This window comes from Pseudomonas sp. FDAARGOS_761 (assembly GCF_013343155.1).
Taxonomy (GTDB): Bacteria; Pseudomonadota; Gammaproteobacteria; order Pseudomonadales; family Pseudomonadaceae; genus Pseudomonas; species Pseudomonas aeruginosa.
The window spans coordinates 3,619,589-3,637,639 of sequence record NZ_CP054572.1; the positions used below are offsets into that span (position 1 = coordinate 3,619,589).

16 protein-coding genes and 1 tRNA gene are annotated in these 18,051 nt (G+C 47.9%); 2 read left to right on the forward strand and 15 right to left on the reverse strand.

Going from position 1 to position 18,051, the window contains the following annotated elements; genetic code table 11:
- The first annotated feature begins 22 nt into the window (after positions 1-22).
- Positions 23-98 (forward strand) — tRNA-Asn (locus FOC67_RS16815).
- Between the two features lie 72 nt (positions 99-170).
- Here the strand turns inward: FOC67_RS16815 and FOC67_RS16820 are convergent.
- The 14 genes from FOC67_RS16820 to wbpA form a co-directional block, all read right to left on the reverse strand.
- Positions 171-500, reverse strand: coding sequence for a ComEA family DNA-binding protein (locus FOC67_RS16820; protein WP_009313768.1), 330 nt, complete (start codon positions 498-500; stop codon positions 171-173).
- Positions 501-690: 190 nt separating this feature from the next.
- Positions 691-2,688, reverse strand: coding sequence for a nucleoside-diphosphate sugar epimerase/dehydratase (locus FOC67_RS16825; RefSeq protein WP_009313767.1), 1,998 nt, complete (start codon positions 2,686-2,688; stop codon positions 691-693).
- A 130-nt stretch (positions 2,689-2,818) separates the two neighbouring features.
- The gene (locus tag FOC67_RS16830) at positions 2,819-3,844 is read right to left on the reverse strand and encodes a glycosyltransferase family 4 protein (RefSeq protein ID WP_009313766.1); all 1,026 of its coding nucleotides are present in this window, start codon (positions 3,842-3,844) and stop codon (positions 2,819-2,821) included.
- Complete coding sequence (locus FOC67_RS16835; RefSeq protein WP_009313765.1) at positions 3,841-4,800, reverse strand: SDR family oxidoreductase; 960 nt, start codon at positions 4,798-4,800, stop codon at positions 3,841-3,843. The genes FOC67_RS16830 and FOC67_RS16835 overlap by 4 nt, the downstream gene beginning before the upstream one ends.
- A complete protein-coding gene (locus FOC67_RS16840) occupies positions 4,797-5,978 on the reverse strand; it encodes a glycosyltransferase family 4 protein (protein WP_009313764.1) in 1,182 nt (393 codons plus the stop codon). The genes FOC67_RS16835 and FOC67_RS16840 overlap by 4 nt, the downstream gene beginning before the upstream one ends.
- Positions 5,975-6,940, reverse strand: a complete 966-nt coding sequence (locus tag FOC67_RS16845; RefSeq protein WP_009313763.1) for an NAD(P)-dependent oxidoreductase — start codon at positions 6,938-6,940, stop codon at positions 5,975-5,977. The genes FOC67_RS16840 and FOC67_RS16845 overlap by 4 nt, the downstream gene beginning before the upstream one ends.
- 358 nt (positions 6,941-7,298) lie before the next feature.
- On the reverse strand, positions 7,299-8,189 hold the full coding sequence (locus FOC67_RS16850) for a glycosyltransferase family 2 protein (protein ID WP_004350976.1): 891 nt from the start codon (positions 8,187-8,189) through the stop codon (positions 7,299-7,301).
- Between the two features lie 5 nt (positions 8,190-8,194).
- A complete protein-coding gene (gene wzy, locus FOC67_RS16855; RefSeq protein ID WP_170869074.1) occupies positions 8,195-9,598 on the reverse strand; it encodes an O-antigen polysaccharide polymerase Wzy in 1,404 nt (467 codons plus the stop codon).
- A 75-nt stretch (positions 9,599-9,673) separates the two neighbouring features.
- Positions 9,674-11,101, reverse strand: a complete 1,428-nt coding sequence (locus FOC67_RS16860; protein ID WP_009313760.1) for a lipopolysaccharide biosynthesis protein — start codon at positions 11,099-11,101, stop codon at positions 9,674-9,676.
- Positions 11,101-12,333, reverse strand: a complete 1,233-nt coding sequence (locus FOC67_RS16865; protein WP_004350982.1) for a glycosyltransferase — start codon at positions 12,331-12,333, stop codon at positions 11,101-11,103. The genes FOC67_RS16860 and FOC67_RS16865 overlap by 1 nt, the downstream gene beginning before the upstream one ends.
- A complete protein-coding gene (locus tag FOC67_RS16870) occupies positions 12,330-13,412 on the reverse strand; it encodes a DegT/DnrJ/EryC1/StrS aminotransferase family protein (RefSeq protein WP_009313759.1) in 1,083 nt (360 codons plus the stop codon). The genes FOC67_RS16865 and FOC67_RS16870 overlap by 4 nt, the downstream gene beginning before the upstream one ends.
- Positions 13,409-13,993 carry an acyltransferase gene (locus tag FOC67_RS16875; RefSeq protein ID WP_031627545.1) on the reverse strand — a complete coding sequence of 195 codons (585 nt, stop codon included), beginning with the start codon at positions 13,991-13,993 and terminating at the stop codon, positions 13,409-13,411. The genes FOC67_RS16870 and FOC67_RS16875 overlap by 4 nt, the downstream gene beginning before the upstream one ends.
- A 4-nt stretch (positions 13,994-13,997) precedes the next feature.
- Positions 13,998-14,945 carry a Gfo/Idh/MocA family protein gene (locus tag FOC67_RS16880; protein WP_004350987.1) on the reverse strand — a complete coding sequence of 316 codons (948 nt, stop codon included), beginning with the start codon at positions 14,943-14,945 and terminating at the stop codon, positions 13,998-14,000.
- A gap of 58 nt (positions 14,946-15,003) precedes the next feature.
- On the reverse strand, positions 15,004-16,317 hold the full coding sequence (gene wbpA / locus FOC67_RS16885) for a UDP-N-acetyl-D-glucosamine 6-dehydrogenase (RefSeq protein ID WP_009313750.1): 1,314 nt from the start codon (positions 16,315-16,317) through the stop codon (positions 15,004-15,006).
- A gap of 338 nt (positions 16,318-16,655) precedes the next feature.
- On the opposite strand from wbpA, the gene FOC67_RS16890 reads away from it, so the two are divergent.
- Positions 16,656-16,934, forward strand: coding sequence for a hypothetical protein (locus FOC67_RS16890; protein ID WP_159068395.1), 279 nt, complete (start codon positions 16,656-16,658; stop codon positions 16,932-16,934).
- A 43-nt stretch (positions 16,935-16,977) separates the two neighbouring features.
- Here FOC67_RS16890 and FOC67_RS16895 read toward each other — a convergent pair whose 3' ends face one another.
- Positions 16,978-18,015, reverse strand: a complete 1,038-nt coding sequence (locus FOC67_RS16895) for an LPS O-antigen chain length determinant protein WzzB (RefSeq protein WP_009313749.1) — start codon at positions 18,013-18,015, stop codon at positions 16,978-16,980.
- Between the last annotated feature and the right edge of the window lie 36 nt (positions 18,016-18,051).

Here is an 18,051-nt window from a genome sequence, read left to right on the forward strand (position 1 = left end):
TCAGTAACATACGCCTCGCTGTTCCGCGATAGCTCAGTCGGTAGAGCAAATGACTGTTAATCATTGGGTCCCTGGTTCGAGTCCAGGTCGCGGAGCCAAATTCAAAGCCCTCGGCACATGCCGGGGGCTTTTTCGTTATCGGGACGAAAGTTCGCCCCTTCAGTCGCACCTCACTCGATGACGATCCGCGACCGGTTCTTCTCCAGCAACGCCGGGCCTACCCCCTTCACTTCCAGCAGTTGATCCACCGAGACGAACGGACCATGGGCCGCACGATACTCGAGGATCGCCCTGGCCTTGGACTCGCCGACACCGTTGAGCCCCCGTATCAGGGCGGCCTCATCGACCGTATTGATATTGACCTGCTCCCCCGGCGACACGGTCGTCGCAGGTGTCGTTGCGGCCAGCGGATTCTTGGCGACGGCGACCGGTGCGGCGGAAGCCGAAAACGGAAGACAGGCGAACAGGATGAGAAGCAGAGCGGATTTGATTAGGTGCATGGGTGCACTCCTTCAGAGATGAATGACCACGTAGAGGGCTTCATGCCCATCCACGAAACCACCTTATCGCCGTGGAACGCACCTGGATCGACAGCCCCAGCAAAGCAGTCGCTTCCTGGTCCGGCACCGGAAACATCGTACGGAGAAAACAAAAAAGGCCGCTAGGCGGCCTTTTCCGGAGAACGATGACTCAGGGTTCTCGCCGCCTCTGGCGATAGATCCAGTCGACGATTTCACCGTCAGGCGCATAGCCGCTGACGGTTTCCCGCAGCAACTGGCGAACCCGCGAGTAGTCGTCCTTCTCCACGGCGGCCAGCAACTGCTCCAGCACGACCTTGAAGGCCTCCCAGCTCAGGTGTTCCTCGTTGGCCCGCATGATCATCGGATGGTCGGTGGGATTCACGTTGTCACCGATCAGCAGCTCTTCGTAGAGCTTCTCGCCAGGACGCAGGCCACTGAACTCGATGGCGATGTCACCATGGGGCGAACGCTCGGAACGCACGCTCAGGCCGGACAGGTGGATCATCTTCTCGGCGAGCTCCAGGATCTTCACCGGCGGCCCCATGTCCAGCACGAATACATCTCCGCCCTGCCCCATCGAACCGGCCTGGATGACCAACTGCGCCGCCTCGGGAATGGTCATGAAGTAACGGGTGATGCTCGGGTGGGTGACCGTCACCGGGCCGCCGCGCTTGATCTGCTCGCGGAACAGCGGAATGACCGAGCCGGACGAACCGAGGACGTTGCCGAAGCGGACCATGGTGAAACGGGTCTTGTTGACGTGATGCACGTCCTTCCGGTCACCGAACAGCACCGGCGCCGATTCGTTGCTGAGCGCCTGAAGGACCATCTCCGCCAGGCGCTTGGTGCTGCCCATCACGTTGGTCGGCCGCACCGCCTTGTCGGTGGAAATCAGCACGAAGTTCTGCACGCCGACCTGCACCGCGGCCTGCACCGCATGCAAGGTGCCTATCACGTTGTTGAGAACGCCTTCGGCGATGTTGTGCTCGACGATCGGCACATGCTTGTAGGCCGCCGCATGGTAGACGGTATTGACCTTCCAGGTACGCATCACGTCCACCAGGCGCTCGGGATTGCGCACCGAACCGAGGATCGGCAACAGGTTCACCGAAAGCGACTCGCGCTTGATCCGACGCTCCAGTTCCTGATGGATGCTATAGAGGTTGTATTCGCTGTGCTCGAACAGGATCAGCACGCTAGGCGAACAACTCATGATCTGCCGACAGAGTTCCGAACCGATAGAGCCGCCCGCCCCGGTCACCATCACCACCTGACCGCGGATGCACCGTTCCAGCAGCTCCTTGCGCGGTGCGACGCTGTCGCGCCCCAGCAGGTCAGCGATGTCCACCTCCTGCAGGTCGTCCACCTTGACCCGGCCGCTGGCCAGGTCCATGAAGCCGGGCATGCTGCGCACGTGCAGCGGGAACGGCTCCAGGGACTCGAGAATCTCTCGGCGCCGGGCTCGAGTGGCGGAAGGAATCGCCAGGAGAACCTCCTGCGCGCCCGTCTCGTCGATCATCTGGCGGATATGCTTGGCGGTATAGACCCGCAGACCGGCGATGACCCGGTTGGCGATCTGCTTGTCGTCATCGATGAACGCCACCGGACGCATCGCCCGACCGAGACGCAATGCCGCAACCAACTGGTTGCCGGCCGCCCCCGCGCCATAGATGGCCACCCTGGGCAGGCCATCCTGGCGATTGAGAAATGGTACCGACTGCACAGCAGAGTACCAGTCGCCCATGAAATACTGGCGCATGGCCAGACGCAAGCCGCCGATCAGCAGCATGCTCAACCACCAGTAGTTGAACACCAGGGAACGCGGCACCACCGCCGGCGGGGAGCGGTACCAGTAGACCAGCAACGACAGGACCAGCGCGGAAATGGTGACGGCCTTGGCGATCGCGATAAGGGCGTCGTTGCCCAGGTAGCGCATCACCGCCCGGTACATGCCGAAGCGGATGAACAGGGGAATGGCCACCAACGGGGCGGCGATGAACAGCCAGGCATGGCCCTCGAAGGGGCTGATCATGTCTTCCGTGCCCAACCGCACCAAGAATGCCAACCAAAGGGAGAGCCAGACCAGCGCTACGTCGGCAAGGACCTGCAAGATCCTTTTATAACGACGCGGCAGCCCCAGCAGTCGAACACGCAAACCATCTATCATCCAGCTCTCCCTACTCCTTTCTAAACAGCTCACAAGCGTAACCAGATTAGCAAATCCAGATAGAGACAAGCACTGAAACGTCACACCAGGCCTGGGTTAGGCTCAAGAGGGGTGCGAAAGGTTCCAGAAGTCAAACCGTCTCCAGCGATCCGGCACGAAACCTCACGGCAATCAAGATCAGAGGCAAGTATGCAACAAACACACCTAGTAGCGCATCGACCATTCCCAAGCCAACTGCCAGAGCAAATGGAAAGAGCCAGAGAACATTTATGAAGAAAACTCCCAAGGTGACAGGCAAATGCTTTCCGAAGTATCGAGATGCGTACTGATACGCATGACTCCGATGGGCTTCATAAATGCGATCCCCACGAAGAAGTCTTCGTAATAAAGTAAATGTTGCATCGACGACAAAAATACCCAGAAGAATCAGCCAACTCCAAAAAAGCTCCGGGGCCACCCATGCTGCCTTGACGGAAAGCGCCCCCAGAACGACACCCAGGAATCCGCTTCCCGCATCTCCCATGAATATCTTTGCCGGAGGGAAGTTCCAAATCAAAAAGCCCAGAACGGCACTTGCAAGCACGGCAAGAACCCAAATCCCTTCATTATCCAGCCCCTTTCCCAGGCAGAAAAGAAGCAGTACACCGCCAAGGCAAACGGTTATGGCTTCTATACCGGCAATTCCATCGATTCCATCCATGAAGTTATAGAGGTTAAGCATCCAAACCAAGTATATGGCGGCCAATATATGACCAAACCACCCCATATCAAGGGTGGTACCTAGAAGAAGCAGCGGAGGAAAACCGCCCAGCCAATAAAGTATCCAGGATGCAGCTGCAAAATGCCCGAGAAGCCTCCAGCGGGCAGCGATATGTCCATGGTCGTCAAGGAAGCCAATAGTAGCGATACCAAGGCCCGCCCCGAATAATGCAATCACAAAAGTCCAATCGGCAACCCCTAAGAAACCCAGAAGCAGTATTGCCAGCAAAAAACTTATCACTATAGAGACGCCTCCTCCCCGTGGAGTAGGCATGGAATGGGAGCTACGGTCGTTGGGTACATCAATCACGCTATTGGCCAGCGCATATCTCCGCAAAATTGCCGTCAGCAGGAAAGCCAAGGCAGCTATTATAGGAAGAATAATTATTAAATTCATTCTTTAGAATCCAGAAAGTGGCGCGCCGTCTCCTTCAAAGCCTCATCGACGTTCAAAGGTGGATGCCAAGCCAAAAGTTCTTTTGTCTTGCTTATATCAACCTGCAAAGACCCAAGCAATCGCTGGGAGAAAGTACCCTTACCAAGCATTCTTGCTATAAACTTCATAAGAAAAACAGGCACAGGAAGCAGCCGGGCAGGCGCACCCAATGCAATCCCCATGCGTTTTAAAAGTTCTCTCGTGGAAAGATCTTCATCGTCGCTTACCAAAAATACTTGATTCGCGGCCGAAGGGTGCTCAAGGCAGGAGGTGATCAAATCGACAAGATTGGTCAACGCCACCAAGCTTCTTCGATTGTCAACCAGAAGGAAGGGAAGCGGAATCCTCTTATTAATAACCTTCATCATGTTGAGAAAATTGGCTTTGACGCCTGGACCATAAACCAAGACCGGGCGAATTATAACCACCTCGATTCCAGTTCTTGCTGCCAGATCCAGAAGACCTCTCTCCGCCTCTAGCTTAGACAGGCCATAGGGGTCAATCGGCCGGGGTTCGTCATCGGCTCTGTATGGACGCCCATCCTCTGTAGCTTCTCCATTGACCTTTATTGAACTGATAAATATGAAGCGCCGTACCCCCTTGCTCGCAGCCTGTCGCGCCAAGTTCAAGGTTGCCTCCACATTCACCTTGCGGAACTCCTGAAGTGGATCGGCAAGCGTTTCATTCATCACATGGACGCGCGCCGCGGCATGAATAACGATATCTACCGCCTGCAAGGCCTCGGACCAGTCAGTATCGGGACACAGGTCACCAGTCAATACAGACCGTACAGAAGAAGGAATGCGAGAGGATGTGCTTCGTGCAGCGGCAACGACTCCATGCCCCAGACGCTGCAACTGCTCCGACAAAGCCCTTCCAACAAAACCTGAGGCCCCTGTCACCAGGATTCTGCTCATGAGTCTCCCCTGTCTTTCTCCAGCAACCGTGTATATTCTCCAATCAAAAGATTGCTAATACGTTGACTGGAAAATTCTTTCTCCACTCGAATCCGAGCCTTTTCCCCCAGTTCCTTGCAGAGTCGCTCATCACCTAATAGCTGATCGATTGCCGCAGCCAACGCTTGAGAGTTTTTCACTGGCACAAGCAGGCCTGTCTCACCATTGACAATGGCATCGCTCAGACCATAGATATCCGAACCGATAGTCGGCACCCCCATGGCCGCGGCCTCGATCACCACAGTACCGAAACCCTCCCTGTAGCTAGGCAGGAGCAGCATATCCGCTATAGCCATGAACTTTTCCGGCTCATCAGAAAACCCCAAAAGAATAAGTCGCTCCTTGAGATCACTAGAAAAACCGGCCAAAAGCTCTTCTTCGCTCATCTCATGCGGCCCAAGGAGCATAAGAAAAACATCATGATTTCCGACTAAGCTCTCAAAAGCCGCCAATAACTCCAAAACACCCTTGTCTTGAGTAAGACGCCCAACAAAAAGCAGAGTCTTCGAGGCTCTTCCGATACCCAGGGAAGCTTTCAGAGAAACTCTTTCATTCAAGCTATAACGCGAAGCCGCGAAACGTTTCAGATCAATTCCGGCAAGCGACCCTTCACCAATAACCGAGATATCGTCATCATCTGCAACACCGCTATCGATGATGAATTTGCGCTGCGAAATACTATCCGCATAGCAATGAGTATTGAGAAGCGCTATAAGCTTGTCACTGCCCTTGGAAAGAAGATATTTCAAACCTTTTAAACCCACCCAAGGCTGCCCCGTAAAAGTATGCAAACGGATGGGCACGAAGGCAAGCTTTCCTGCTAGCGCACATAACAAACCTGCCTTTGGAGTGGTAGAGTGAACGATGTCAAACCGCTCTTTTCGAAAAAATCGCCAGAGTTTATACAAAGCCAGGAGATCGCTAAGCGGAGAAATTTTTCTTGGAATTACAATAGAAGCATAACGGCAATTATCAATATTTTTAGAAAGCTCTTTTTCACTAGCAACAATCGTGATCTCGGCCCCCGCATGGGCAAGTGCGGAAATTTGAGCTCTCAATTGGGTCTCAACAAAAAAAGTCACAGTAGAGACCCTGGCGATGCGCACGCCCTCAACCCCCTTTGAATTGAAATAGCTCAACGCCGGCCTTCCTTATCGAGAATAACTTCAGATATTTCTTTTGTTATATCACGACTAGGCACATAACCTAATATATGGTTCAACTTATTGCATGAGTAATGAGTGCGCGCCACCAAGGAATCTATACGAGATGATGTCAGAGGAAACATCTTTATCCCCGAAAAAACGAAGGCGATCATTCTCGCCAACGCTTCTGGGAAGCGCAAAAAAGGTGGAGAGACTCCCTGCAATCCTGCCATCGCCTCCACTAGGCTCTCTTGTGTGCAATCATTGGAAATATTGAATATCTGATTCTTCGCTCTTTCCTCAAATGCGCAGAGCAGAAGTGCCTCGACAACATCGTCAACATGTACATAGGTAGAAACTGATCCTGGGGGCCCCACATAGAAAAAACAGTGCGCCTTGATCAATCGCGCCCATTGACGCAACGACCCGTTTGGCATTCCTGAACCATATACATTGGACGGCCGCAAAATAGAATAGCTGAAAACACCATTTTCGACGGAAGACATCACCAGTTCATCGGCAATCGTCTTGGTGCATTCATAAACTCCTACCGGAGCAGAAGCGGTTTCCTCCGTGACAATACGCTCGGAGTTGGCCTTTTCCAGAACAGGACCGTATGCACCCACACTGCTTAGTTGGACCCAATGCACTGGCATACCAGATTGGCGAGCACTTCTTTTCGCAGCAATGATCAGCCGTTCTGTTGCCTCGACGTGAAGAGCATGCATCTTGCTCTCATCCTGAAGCTCTCCGAGGCAGTTGAGAATAACCGTACAGTCGGACACCAGGAAGTCGAGATCGACCTCACTGTTGAGGAGGTCGACTTTCACACAATCAACCCCAACGATGGATTGCATCTTCCTTGAGGAGATTCGGACATTCATACCCCGCTTCCGCAGCTCCGAAACCACCTTGCTTCCAATGAAGCCGGCACCACCAGTAACCAAAATGTTCATGTTATATCCCAATGACTATCTCAACTCGCCTCGGCCCCAACTATCCCAATAACCCTTGGGCAGCCAAGTCTCGAATGGATCAGATACTAGTTCAATGTCTCTCTTTATATGTTTCAAAGGAAAGCAAGAAATCCCTCTTTCTCTCAAACTTTTAAAGAAGACCCCATCCCTGCCTACAAGAATTGTAACGTCATGGCCAGCCCGCCGAGCCCCATGAGCGAGGTCAAGCAAGTGTACATTGGCATCTCCCATGAAGTCCGAACGATTCAAGATATATGTGATCTTCAAAATCACTCCATCCTTGTTATATCGCAAGCTCCTACAAAAGCCTCAGATGTATGATTTTAACTTAATCAAATCAAGTTCTTGAGGTCCATCTTAACAGCCTAATATGAATCCAATGGAGCAACGGCGAAGCATAAACAATAGCTCGAAGCTTATCGACAAGAGGAATATTCTTGAAGAAGAGAATGCTGAGAATGGATCGATTTGCACGAAGAGTTTCTAAAGCAGCGAGCTTAGCCAACGAAGCGGAGACCGCTACCGAGAGCTCTCCCCTGTATCTCTCTAGATAAACACTATAAACAATGGATCTCTTCGAAATCATTTCGTTTTTTTTAGAAAACCCAACATCTCTCTTTAAAGAATTATTATCATGCAAACGATATAACAGAGAAACAACTGGAACATGGATAACATTCACGTCTTCAGCATAGGTGGCGTGACACTTAATCCACATATCCTCATTTCCAAGAACAGGCGGAATAGGAAAGACTCTCTCAGCAAATCTTCTATTGAAAGCTATTGTCCCCCCCGAAAGAGAACCTAACTCTCTATCCTTAGGAAAAACCATTCCATCTAGGTACTTAGTTTTTGAAAAAGTTCTATATTTACAGAGAGTAATAAAGTTCTCATCTTGATCCAGTACTGGATCTACTCGCGCTCTCAAGGTGTTAGGTACAAGTTTATCGTCACCAGCCAACAACACCACAACACCTCCACTAGACCTCTCATAGGCAAAATTGAAGGCATTGTTCTTACCTTTTTTTTCATTCTTATAGCACTTGAGAAAATTATATTTATTCCGCAGCTGCTCCATCAACTGCCACGTCCCATCCGTAGAAAAATCATCAACACAGACGACCTCAATAGAAAGCTTTTCACCCTGCTCAGAAATACTTTGGAGAGCCTCTTCAAGATGCAAAACTTCATTATAGACCGGCATCAAAATTGAAACATCTACACCCATGTCCTTTATCCTCTATCGCTAACCGGGCTACTCATAATATATTTTGACTTTTTTGCGAAAGCCGAAAAAACGGGAAAAAATACACAAAAATATATCGCCAGAGGAATAACATTAGAGAACTGGCTTCTAGGAAGAATGATAATCACCGAAACCAGGCAAGCCGCCAGGCCCAGAAAAAATGAACTGGAAAGGGTCTTGTTATCTAGGGTTTTCAACAAGAAACCAAAGCATGCTGAAAAGGCAGAAAATAGAAAAACCTGCTCGAACGACCATATATAAAACGTACTAGGCAGGCTCCATCCCAAACCTAGCCCTCCGAGATATGTAACAGGATCGAGGTGATATGCAAGATAGTCTGCATAACTCACGTCTTGCATGCGCAAGTCATAGAAGATTGATGCAAGCCTAGACGCACCAGGGACAAAATTCTGAATCGTAGCCACCAGAGGATAGTCAGAAACCTTAGTAGAAACATCAAAGACCATCAAGGATATCCCCTGATCATATAGAAACTTGGAGACAAACCCTAACCAACCACTATCTAAATTAACGGCCAAACTCCTTGCACTTAAAGAGCCAAACAAAACCAGGCTGAGAAAAAACAAAGAAAAGGCAGCCAGTACGCCAAACCAACTGACCTTATGGTTTATTCCATATGCCCAGAGCAGCATGAATAGAGAAATAACAAACCCTCCTCGCTGTCCTGCGAGCAAAGACAAAAGCCCCATGACAAACAACGAGAGTATTATTATTTTCTTCTCACGCTCTAGACAAAATGAGTAGCTCAAACCAAGTGCAATATAGAAGAGGCTTTTAAAAAACTTACCACCGGCATAAGCCTCGCCCTGAAAAGAATATAGGGACAGATAACCATCAGATGACGAAATCACATAATTCCTGTATTCTACATACAGATTTATCGAGCAGATAATGACAACCAAGAAAAAGATAACCATGCGAAGCATGGGAGAGAAATGCCCCCCTCCTTCCTCTACACCGCCAGAACTACCTAGCTTAAACTTGATATCCCGCCCCAGCACAGCTCCCATATACATTGAAAACAGGAATATCATCGATAAAAAGCCAAGCCTCACCCCATCATAAGGAGCTAGTTTATATGTAGCAAAAAAGTCTATTGCAAAAATATCAACATCGGGATTCAATATTTTTGAAAAAAACCGCCCAAAAATGAACACAGCCGTCGATACAAAAAAAAGAACTGTCAAAGAGGTGGGCTTAAACCCTAAAGAAAGGAATGAGAGAAAAATATAAACAAAAAGCGCAAGCACTATAAAAGCTATCGAAAGCTCATCAACATAGGAGCTTACATCAAAACTAAAAAAGTAACAGACAAAAAGGAAAACAAGAATCAAGAAGCCAAAGAGCAAAGTTTTAGAGCTCTTGATCACAACGCCCCCTTGATTAACCATAAAGTGAACCCTCTTTAAACATCATAGAGCAGAATAAAATCACCAGCCCTCTGCTCAACATGTTTTTCTTTTCCTATAGTGAGAAATAAGCACCGAAAGAAGAAGCCCAATAGATTTTCGGAAAAGGAAAGCTCCTTTCAATCCAAGTAATGCCCAGAAAACCAAGATAAGAGCCTGATTTTTTTCTTCGGAGAGCAAAATCAATGAGCTTGTCAAAGTGCAGAAAGAGGTAACCATATAAAGCTTAAGCCTAGGTATCTTACGCCACACCGAACACGAAAACTCAGTTCGGCAGAATAGAAAAACCCAAAACGCAACAGCAGTAGCTACCGCTGCACCAGCTGCTCCATAGAGAGGAACCAACAGATAATTACCACCGAAGCTAGTTAACGCAGCTAAAATAGAAGACAGCATAGAAAGACCGGTTCGGCGAGAAATGCTGATGCCGATCGCCGTTGCCTCTGAGAGAGCATAAAGTAAGGGAGAGGCCACACATACTGTTATCATGTACTGTATGGGCGCATATGCTTCAGGTAAAAAAAGTGGAACCATCCAAGAGAACAGCCCACTTATTATAAATATATAGAAAACGCACGCCAGTACATGCTCCGATATTTCATCAATTTTCTTTTCATCAACCCCCTCGGCAGCCCATTTGAAGACCGTTGGAGACCATATGGTCGTAAAAATGTTTCCAAGAATACCAGCACCTGCTGCGATACTCACCGCTACTGAATATATCCCCAACTCTGAAAAGGTAGAGAAGGCACGCAAAAAGAGTCTATCCATGACATACAGTCCCCATGCCGCCACTCCGCCCACAACTAATGGTAGACCGAAACGCAACAACTCATGAAACTGTGTCTTGTACAACGTATAGGCATTCCATGGTCTCCATTCACCACGGGTATTCCAAGCAAAAATAGACATGATCGTAAACATAGATATTGCTTGCGCCACTAATAAACTTACAAAAGAGGCCGGTATGGAAAAAACAAAAAATGACGCAATGACGATCAAAAAAAGAATTTTAGGCGATATCTGAGTCAAAGAGAACGCAAGAGCTCTTTCCTGCATTCTCAGAATCAGGGAGAGGAAGCGAGAAACCAATGCAAAAACAAAACAAAGCATTGTCAGATAGGCAAGTAGACCATCGCTTTTCTCGTACATAAAATCAGAAAGTATCGATGCATCATAAAAAAACAAAAAAGAACAAGACAAAAGCAAAAAAAACAACCCGGGGAAAAGACATGATTTCAATAATGCCGAGCGATTTTTTTCTTCGTGATATTCACGCACATAGGCTTGATCCAACCCTAGACAAAAAAGGAGAACACAGAAGTTTGAGGCAACTTGAAGCATTGCAATCCGGCCAACATCTTCAGCGGAATAAAACCAAGTAATTATAGGGAGCGTTATCAGACCAAGAACAGCCGACCCGATAGAGCCTATAGCAAAAACCGCTATCTTCCGAGAAACCATTATTTTTCTTCTACTAAATATTCTACTTCTTTTATAAAAGACCTATAGTTCTGCTCAGAACTAAAATCTTTCTCTATTTTTTTACGTGCCGTTTCCCGCATTGTTTTCCTGTCTCCTCCCAGATAGAGTTTGGAAATTGAGCTACAGTACTCTTCGGGAGTAGGGTTTTCAGAAAGCAACCGCCCACAACTATTATCTATCAGAGATCTGATTCCACCTACACAAGGAGCAATTGCAGGAACGCCAGCACTCATCGCTTCCATAATAGAAACCGGCACACCTTCCGACTCGCTTGCATTAATAAAGAAATCAACAGCATTATTTAGGAAAAAAGCTTTCGCTTCTTTATTTTCGACTTCTCCCATAAAGTGAAAACTTACATTCTCAAGCTCTCCTAGTTCCGTCCTGGCTAGAGACTCGAGATCAAGCTTCAAAGCTCCTCCTCCCAAGTGGGTCCACTTTATTTTAATGGAGCGGTGTTCAAGGGCAAGAAGCCTCACAGTGGAAATGATTTTGTCAATTCTTTTTATAGGAATACATGAAGAAAGAGAGACCAGATGGAGTCCCTCCTCACTTACTTTTGAACCACCTTTGGGAATGGGTACACCTAACTTAGAAATCTTGAGTTTTTCATCGGCTGCAGAATAGCGCTCTTGATAATAATTTCTGCCTTGTTCGGAAAGAAGAAATACGGCATCAAAACAATCAACAAACTGTCGCTTCAGAGGCATATAGCCATGCGCGCGTCGCTCTTCGTAAAGATCGAACCCATGAGCTCTAGAGATTACTTTACCGATTAACCCTTCCTGCTTCAGCAAACAAGAAGCGTAAGCTTGTACATCATTCCAATAACAATAAACGACATCGATTTTTCCATTATTGGATACGAATTGGCGCAACGCCAACTCAGATGACTTGGTCAATGCCGACGCTTTCAATGCATAATATAATTTTAAAAAGCTGAATTCCCTTGCTTTTATCAAACATCGAATCTCTTTTATGAAGACAGCGGAAATAAGCGCTCTAAAAATCAAATTCAATCTCGATTTTTCTTGAATCGGGGTTGAGAGCGTTATATTCTCAGGCAGCCATCTTCTATCTTTTCCGCAAGTGGCGGGCAAAATATACACCTCGGAAAATGAGCTCTCAGCCCAAAATGCTATCTCATCTTCAATAAATTGCTCCCCAGGATAATAAGGGAAAGCATTTGTAAGTATGAGAATACTGCTCATTTGACGAGAGCCTTAACAATAGTCTCAATTGCTTCGTCAGTGAGATAAGGGTGCATTGGAAGACTCAATACCTCTTCTGCAACCATATCCCCAACTGGCAGATATGCTTTGTCGTTAGAAACCGCCGGCTGTTTATTCAGGGGGATAGGATAATGAACAGCAGTTGGGATACCTGCATCTTTAAGATAGCTCTGAACATTATACCGTTCATTCACACGAATAGTATATTGAGCCCAAGCACTAACATTATACGGCTCAATGTAGGGCATAGAGTCAAGCCCTGCAGCCTGCAATAAAGAACTGTAACGTTGTGCTACTCTTTGGCGTAACTGCATTTCCTCATCAAAAACTTCCATCTTTGAAAGAAGGATAGCTGCCTGCAAGGTATCAAGGCGGCTATTTACTCCCACCCGGATATGATGATAGCGACGGTCTTGGCCATGTCGAGCTATTTGGCGCATAACCTCGGCCAAGCCGTCATCTTCCGTGAAAATTGCTCCACCATCACCGTAACAACCCAATGGTTTACTAGGGAAAAAGCTGGTGCATGCAATTTTAGTCAAACTACAGGAGCGCCTTCCTTTATAGATTGCACCAAAACTCTGAGCAGCATCCTCAATAACAGGGATACCATACTCCGCTGCAATCTCATTAATCTCGTCAAAATCGGCACACTGCCCATACAACGATACAGGAATAATCGCTTTAGTTCTTGCTGTGATAGCTGCTTTCAGCAGCTTTGGATCTAGATTATATGAGCGAGGGTCAACATCGACATAAACCGGTGTTGCCCCTAGTAATGCAGCTGTTTCCGCAGTGGCTATATAATTGAATCCTGGGGTAATAACTTCATCGCCAGCCCCTACATTCAATGCCATCAGCGCAATCTGCAGGGCATCTGTCCCGTTAGCTACACTGATACAGTGCCGAACCCCGACATAATTGGCCAGCTTTTGCTCTAACTCAGCCACCTCGGGACCAAGTATATATTGTCCATGCTCAAGTACCCGGGCAATTGCGAGGTCGAGCTTATCTTTAATACGTGCCTGCTGCGCCCGCAGGTCAATAAAGTCAATCACGCCACCAACTCCTTCACCAGTCCATCTGCAGACAGTCGATACGTATCCCCAGTATGTGGACAAGTAGCCTTACCTTTTCCATTCACCGGCAAATCAAGTCTTTCACCGTACTCGCTCATCCAACCAACTTGTCGTGCGGGAACACCTACCATCAACGCATATGATGGCACATCTGACGTGACTACAGCTCCAGCCCCAATAAAAGCAAAGGAACCGATAGTTACCCCACAGACAATGGTGCAGTTGGCTCCCAAGGTAGCGCCACGTTTCACCAGTGTATTCAGGTACTCACTTTTTCGCTCAATTAGCGAACGTGGATTATGGACATTTGTAAATACCATACTCGGTCCACAAAAGACCCCTTCCTCTAGAGTAACATTGTCATAGACAGATACGTTGTTCTGAATTTTACATCGATCACCAATGGATACTTTATTTCCAACAAACACATTTTGGCCTAGAGAAACTTCCTTGCCAATTCTAGCCCCTGCACACACATGCACGAAGTGCCAAATTCGAGAACCGTCTCCAATTTGAGCTCCTTCGTCAACAATTGCGCTATCGTGCTGATAAAACCCCATAACATCACACCAATTTAGCCAAGAATGGGTGACCTTCTTCATTTTCAGCTTTTACTGCTTTGAGGGAGCGAATGGTTTCCACTGTCTCTACGCAATGACGTGCCTCCTCGATTCCGAAGCCTCCCCCAACAAGAATCGACTCATAACTGAGCGTATGCAGATCGGTAAAACCTTCTGAAAACTCGACTTCTACGCCATCACAAGTAATCGAGCGATAAGTAGGTTTTTTACCCTTAACAGAGGCGGGAAGATCATTGGCATCGATGGAAAGGAACCAGCGCACTCGCGCATTTTCATACTCAAGGTAACCTGTTGCCTTAGATTCATTTGAGTAGTGAACAACATTTCTTTGCAACCTACCGAATATGAAATGCAACATATCGTAGAAATGCACACCAATATTCGTGGCCACTCCAAAGGATTTTCTGGGATCGCCTTTCCAGCTTTCCATATACCACTTGCCGCGGCTAGTTATATAGGTCAGGTCAACCTCATGCTTGTGGGTTTTGGTGCCATTTTCCACCTTCTTCTTCAGATCAAGAATTGCTGTATGATGACGTAATTGGAGAATATTCCAAAGCCGACGACCGGTTTCATGCTCGACAATGGCAAGATCATCGAGCAATTCAGAACTAGGAACCAAAGGCTTTTCACAGATCACGTCGCAACCCAAACGGAGACCTGCTGTGATATGGGAATGATGCAAGTAATTAGGCGAGCAGACAGAGACAAAGTCTAAAGCTTGCTCAGGCCTACGCTTTAATCGCCAAGCATAGTCGTAAAATCTCTCAAACTCCGTAAAGAATTCACTCTGCGGAGAGATACTATCGATTATCCCAACGGAATCATTGATATCATAGGCACATGTCAATACATTTCCGGTATCTTTGATAGCGCGCATATGCCTGGGGGCAATGTAACCAGCAGCACCAATGAGAGCAAAACGTTTCATGAAATATCTCTGACGAAGTCAATGTCCGCAGCCAAGTAGCTACTTGACTACTGTGGGATCAGGCTTTGATTACCTTCTGCGATGGCGCCCGATATTTTCCACGACTATCTACAACCAGGCTGGCGTGAGCATGGATAAGATCGTAATCAAACCGATCATGATCAGTTGCTAACACAACCGCATCGAAACGAGAAAGCCTTTCGGCAGTCAGAGGCTCACTAGCAAGGTCAAAGTGATGCTCACGCATTTTGGGGAAACTGGGAACATGGGGATCGCTATAAGAGACAATGCCTCCTTTGGCCTGAATCAGTTCCATGATTTCAACCGAAGGAGACTCACGCATATCATCTACGTTTTTCTTATAGGCAATACCCAGTACCAAGACGCGACTGCCTTTAAGAGCCTTACCTCTTTCATTCAGCCCATCCATTAGCTTACTGACTACATACTCCGGCATAGCCTTGTTGACTTCACCAGAAAGTTCGATGAAGCGAGTATGCAAGCCATATTCGCGTGCTTTCCAGGTCAGGTAGAAAGGATCGATGGGAATACAGTGCCCTCCCAAACCAGGCCCTGGATAATAAGGGGTAAATCCAAAAGGTTTGGTCGCTGCAGCATCTACCACTTCAAAAATATCGATACCCATTCGGTCCGCGACTACTTTCATCTCATTGACCAGGCCGATATTCACCGCGCGATGAATATTTTCCAGCAATTTGGTCATTTCCGCAGCTTTGGTAGAGCTCACTGGAACTACTTTATCTATAGCCTGTTCGTAAAGAGCGACTCCAACTTCCAGGCATTCCGGGGTATGCCCCCCAATTACCTTTGGAATAGTGCGGGTTTCAAAATTCGGATTACCTGGATCTTCACGCTCTGGCGAATAGACTAGAAATATACTTTTCCCAACGACCAGCCCATCGGACTGAACCCTGGGTAGCAGCTCCTCCTCAGTGGTACCTGGATAGGTTGTGCTTTCAAGAGAGACGACTTGTCCTTCACGCAGATACGGCTTAATAGCTTCCGTCGTATTAACCACAAAACTCATATCCGGCTCGCGATATTTATTCAGCGGGGTCGGAACACAAAGAATAAGTGCGTCGCACTCTTTTGCCCGAGAGAAGTCGGTCGTAGCTTCAAAACCAGAAGAGCAAGCGTGAGAAATGCTTTCCGCGGATATATGCTCAATATAGCTTTCACCGGAATTCAGCCTTCTAACTTTTTCGGCGTCGATATCAATGCCAAGCACTCTAAAACCGATCGAATTATAACGCAACATAAGCGGGAGTCCGACATAGCCCAACCCCACGATCCCGACAAGAGCCTCTTTATTCTTGAACTTTCTAGTAACTTTTTCTCTCAGGTTTTCCATATTTCCATCTCAGCAAGTAGTAACAGGACCTATATGAACCACCTGTTATCATGTCTACAGAACAGGGAGTCGCTAGCCAAACCCTCCCGACACTCCCTGTTTCCCTTACAGCGCATTTGACAGGATGCAGGTATCTTTGACCTGGCTAGCAAGATATCTGCTTGCGCCTTGTACTCCAAGGCTAGCCCTTTGAAGTACAAGGCTCGCCCCGCTAGGCAAAGGGTAACCTACCTGCCTTGTCACAGCTAGCATCACTGGCAAGACGAGCCATACCGCCAATCCGTTCGATTATATACAGTCTCTTCCTTCGATAAGCTGCTTGACTCTGGAAGAATCCCATGATCGAGCCCCAGCCTTGCTGGCTACTGACCGCAGAAATAGTCAAAAAATTGACTAGACCGCAGCGTTCCTCGTTGGACGCTAGAGGCGCTACCATCCGTTCAACAACGTTATCCGGAGCGAAAATGAATGCAGGATCACTGCTCATCCCCTTCAATAGAAAAGTGTTCCAGCTTCTCCACCTACTTAACAAAAGGAGTGCTTACATTTTTCCAGAAAAGGCCATGGGCTCGAAGAAAATAAAGGGAAAATATCGAATGATATGGCTTATTTTATGAGAGGCACAGCCGGATAGGGCGTCCCTGCCCATTCCAACCATAATTACCGCTTATTGCGATAGAGCGAATTAAACACGACAGCCACGACACCAACCGCACCACCGAGCAACAACCCCATCATGACGAGTAAAAGCTTCTTCGGCTTCACGGGAGAATCGGGCGTCTCAACCGAACCATCCTGACGGAACACAGCAACCTCGTCGGTGTTTACCCGTAAACTACTATAGAGTTTCTCCTGCTCCTGCAGAGTTCGTAAAGCAGGGATGAAAGGATCATCTGACACACGACTTTCCAAAGCCTCAATCTCTCCTCTAAGCGCCTTGCTGCCCCGCATATACATCAAGCTACCGTTCATGATAGCCGAAAGCTGCTCAGATACCTGCCCACTTATCATCGGAGGCTTTTCCAACCCCACAGCATCCGCGACTTTTAGAGCCTCTCTAAGTTGCACAATTCTATCTTCACGGCGTAACTTAGCAGTTTCACGTAGCGTTTGGATCCGCTGATCGACATCCCGAGCCTTGACCTCTATCTCACGGTGCGCATTCTTAACCATTTCTTGGACGGAATGTTCGGCCGTATCGGCAAGATAGCGACGGATCCACTCAGCGGCCAGCTCAGGATCTTCCTGTTCTACTGTTAGCCGATAGCGACTCGGCTGGGTCTTGTCTGGCAGAGTAATACTGATCTTTTCATTAAATACCCTATAGAGACTATCGCGCGACGCCGGCCTCTCACCTCCTAGCGACGGCAAGTAGACATTCTCGAAGAAGCGGTGCCGAGTCTCATCAGCTTGAAGATTGCGCAAGAACACGGAATAGACATCCTGAACCTTAAATGCCTGAAGACCCGACTCCTTGGTGCGCCCCTGGTTAAAACCGGCAACATTGCTCAGCGAGGGTGGCAACACGGCGATACTGGCTTCATAAACTGGCTTACTTGTATAGGCATATATAGCAGCAACAATGCCAAATATAAGAGCTACGACCAGGATAATCCACTTTCCCTTCCATAGAATCTGAAAAAGTCTTACGAGATCAATTTCACCGCCACCGTTTTTTTCTTCTTTCAACGCTACCATTATCGGAACTCCATAATCTGTCTTCTATAGCTCACG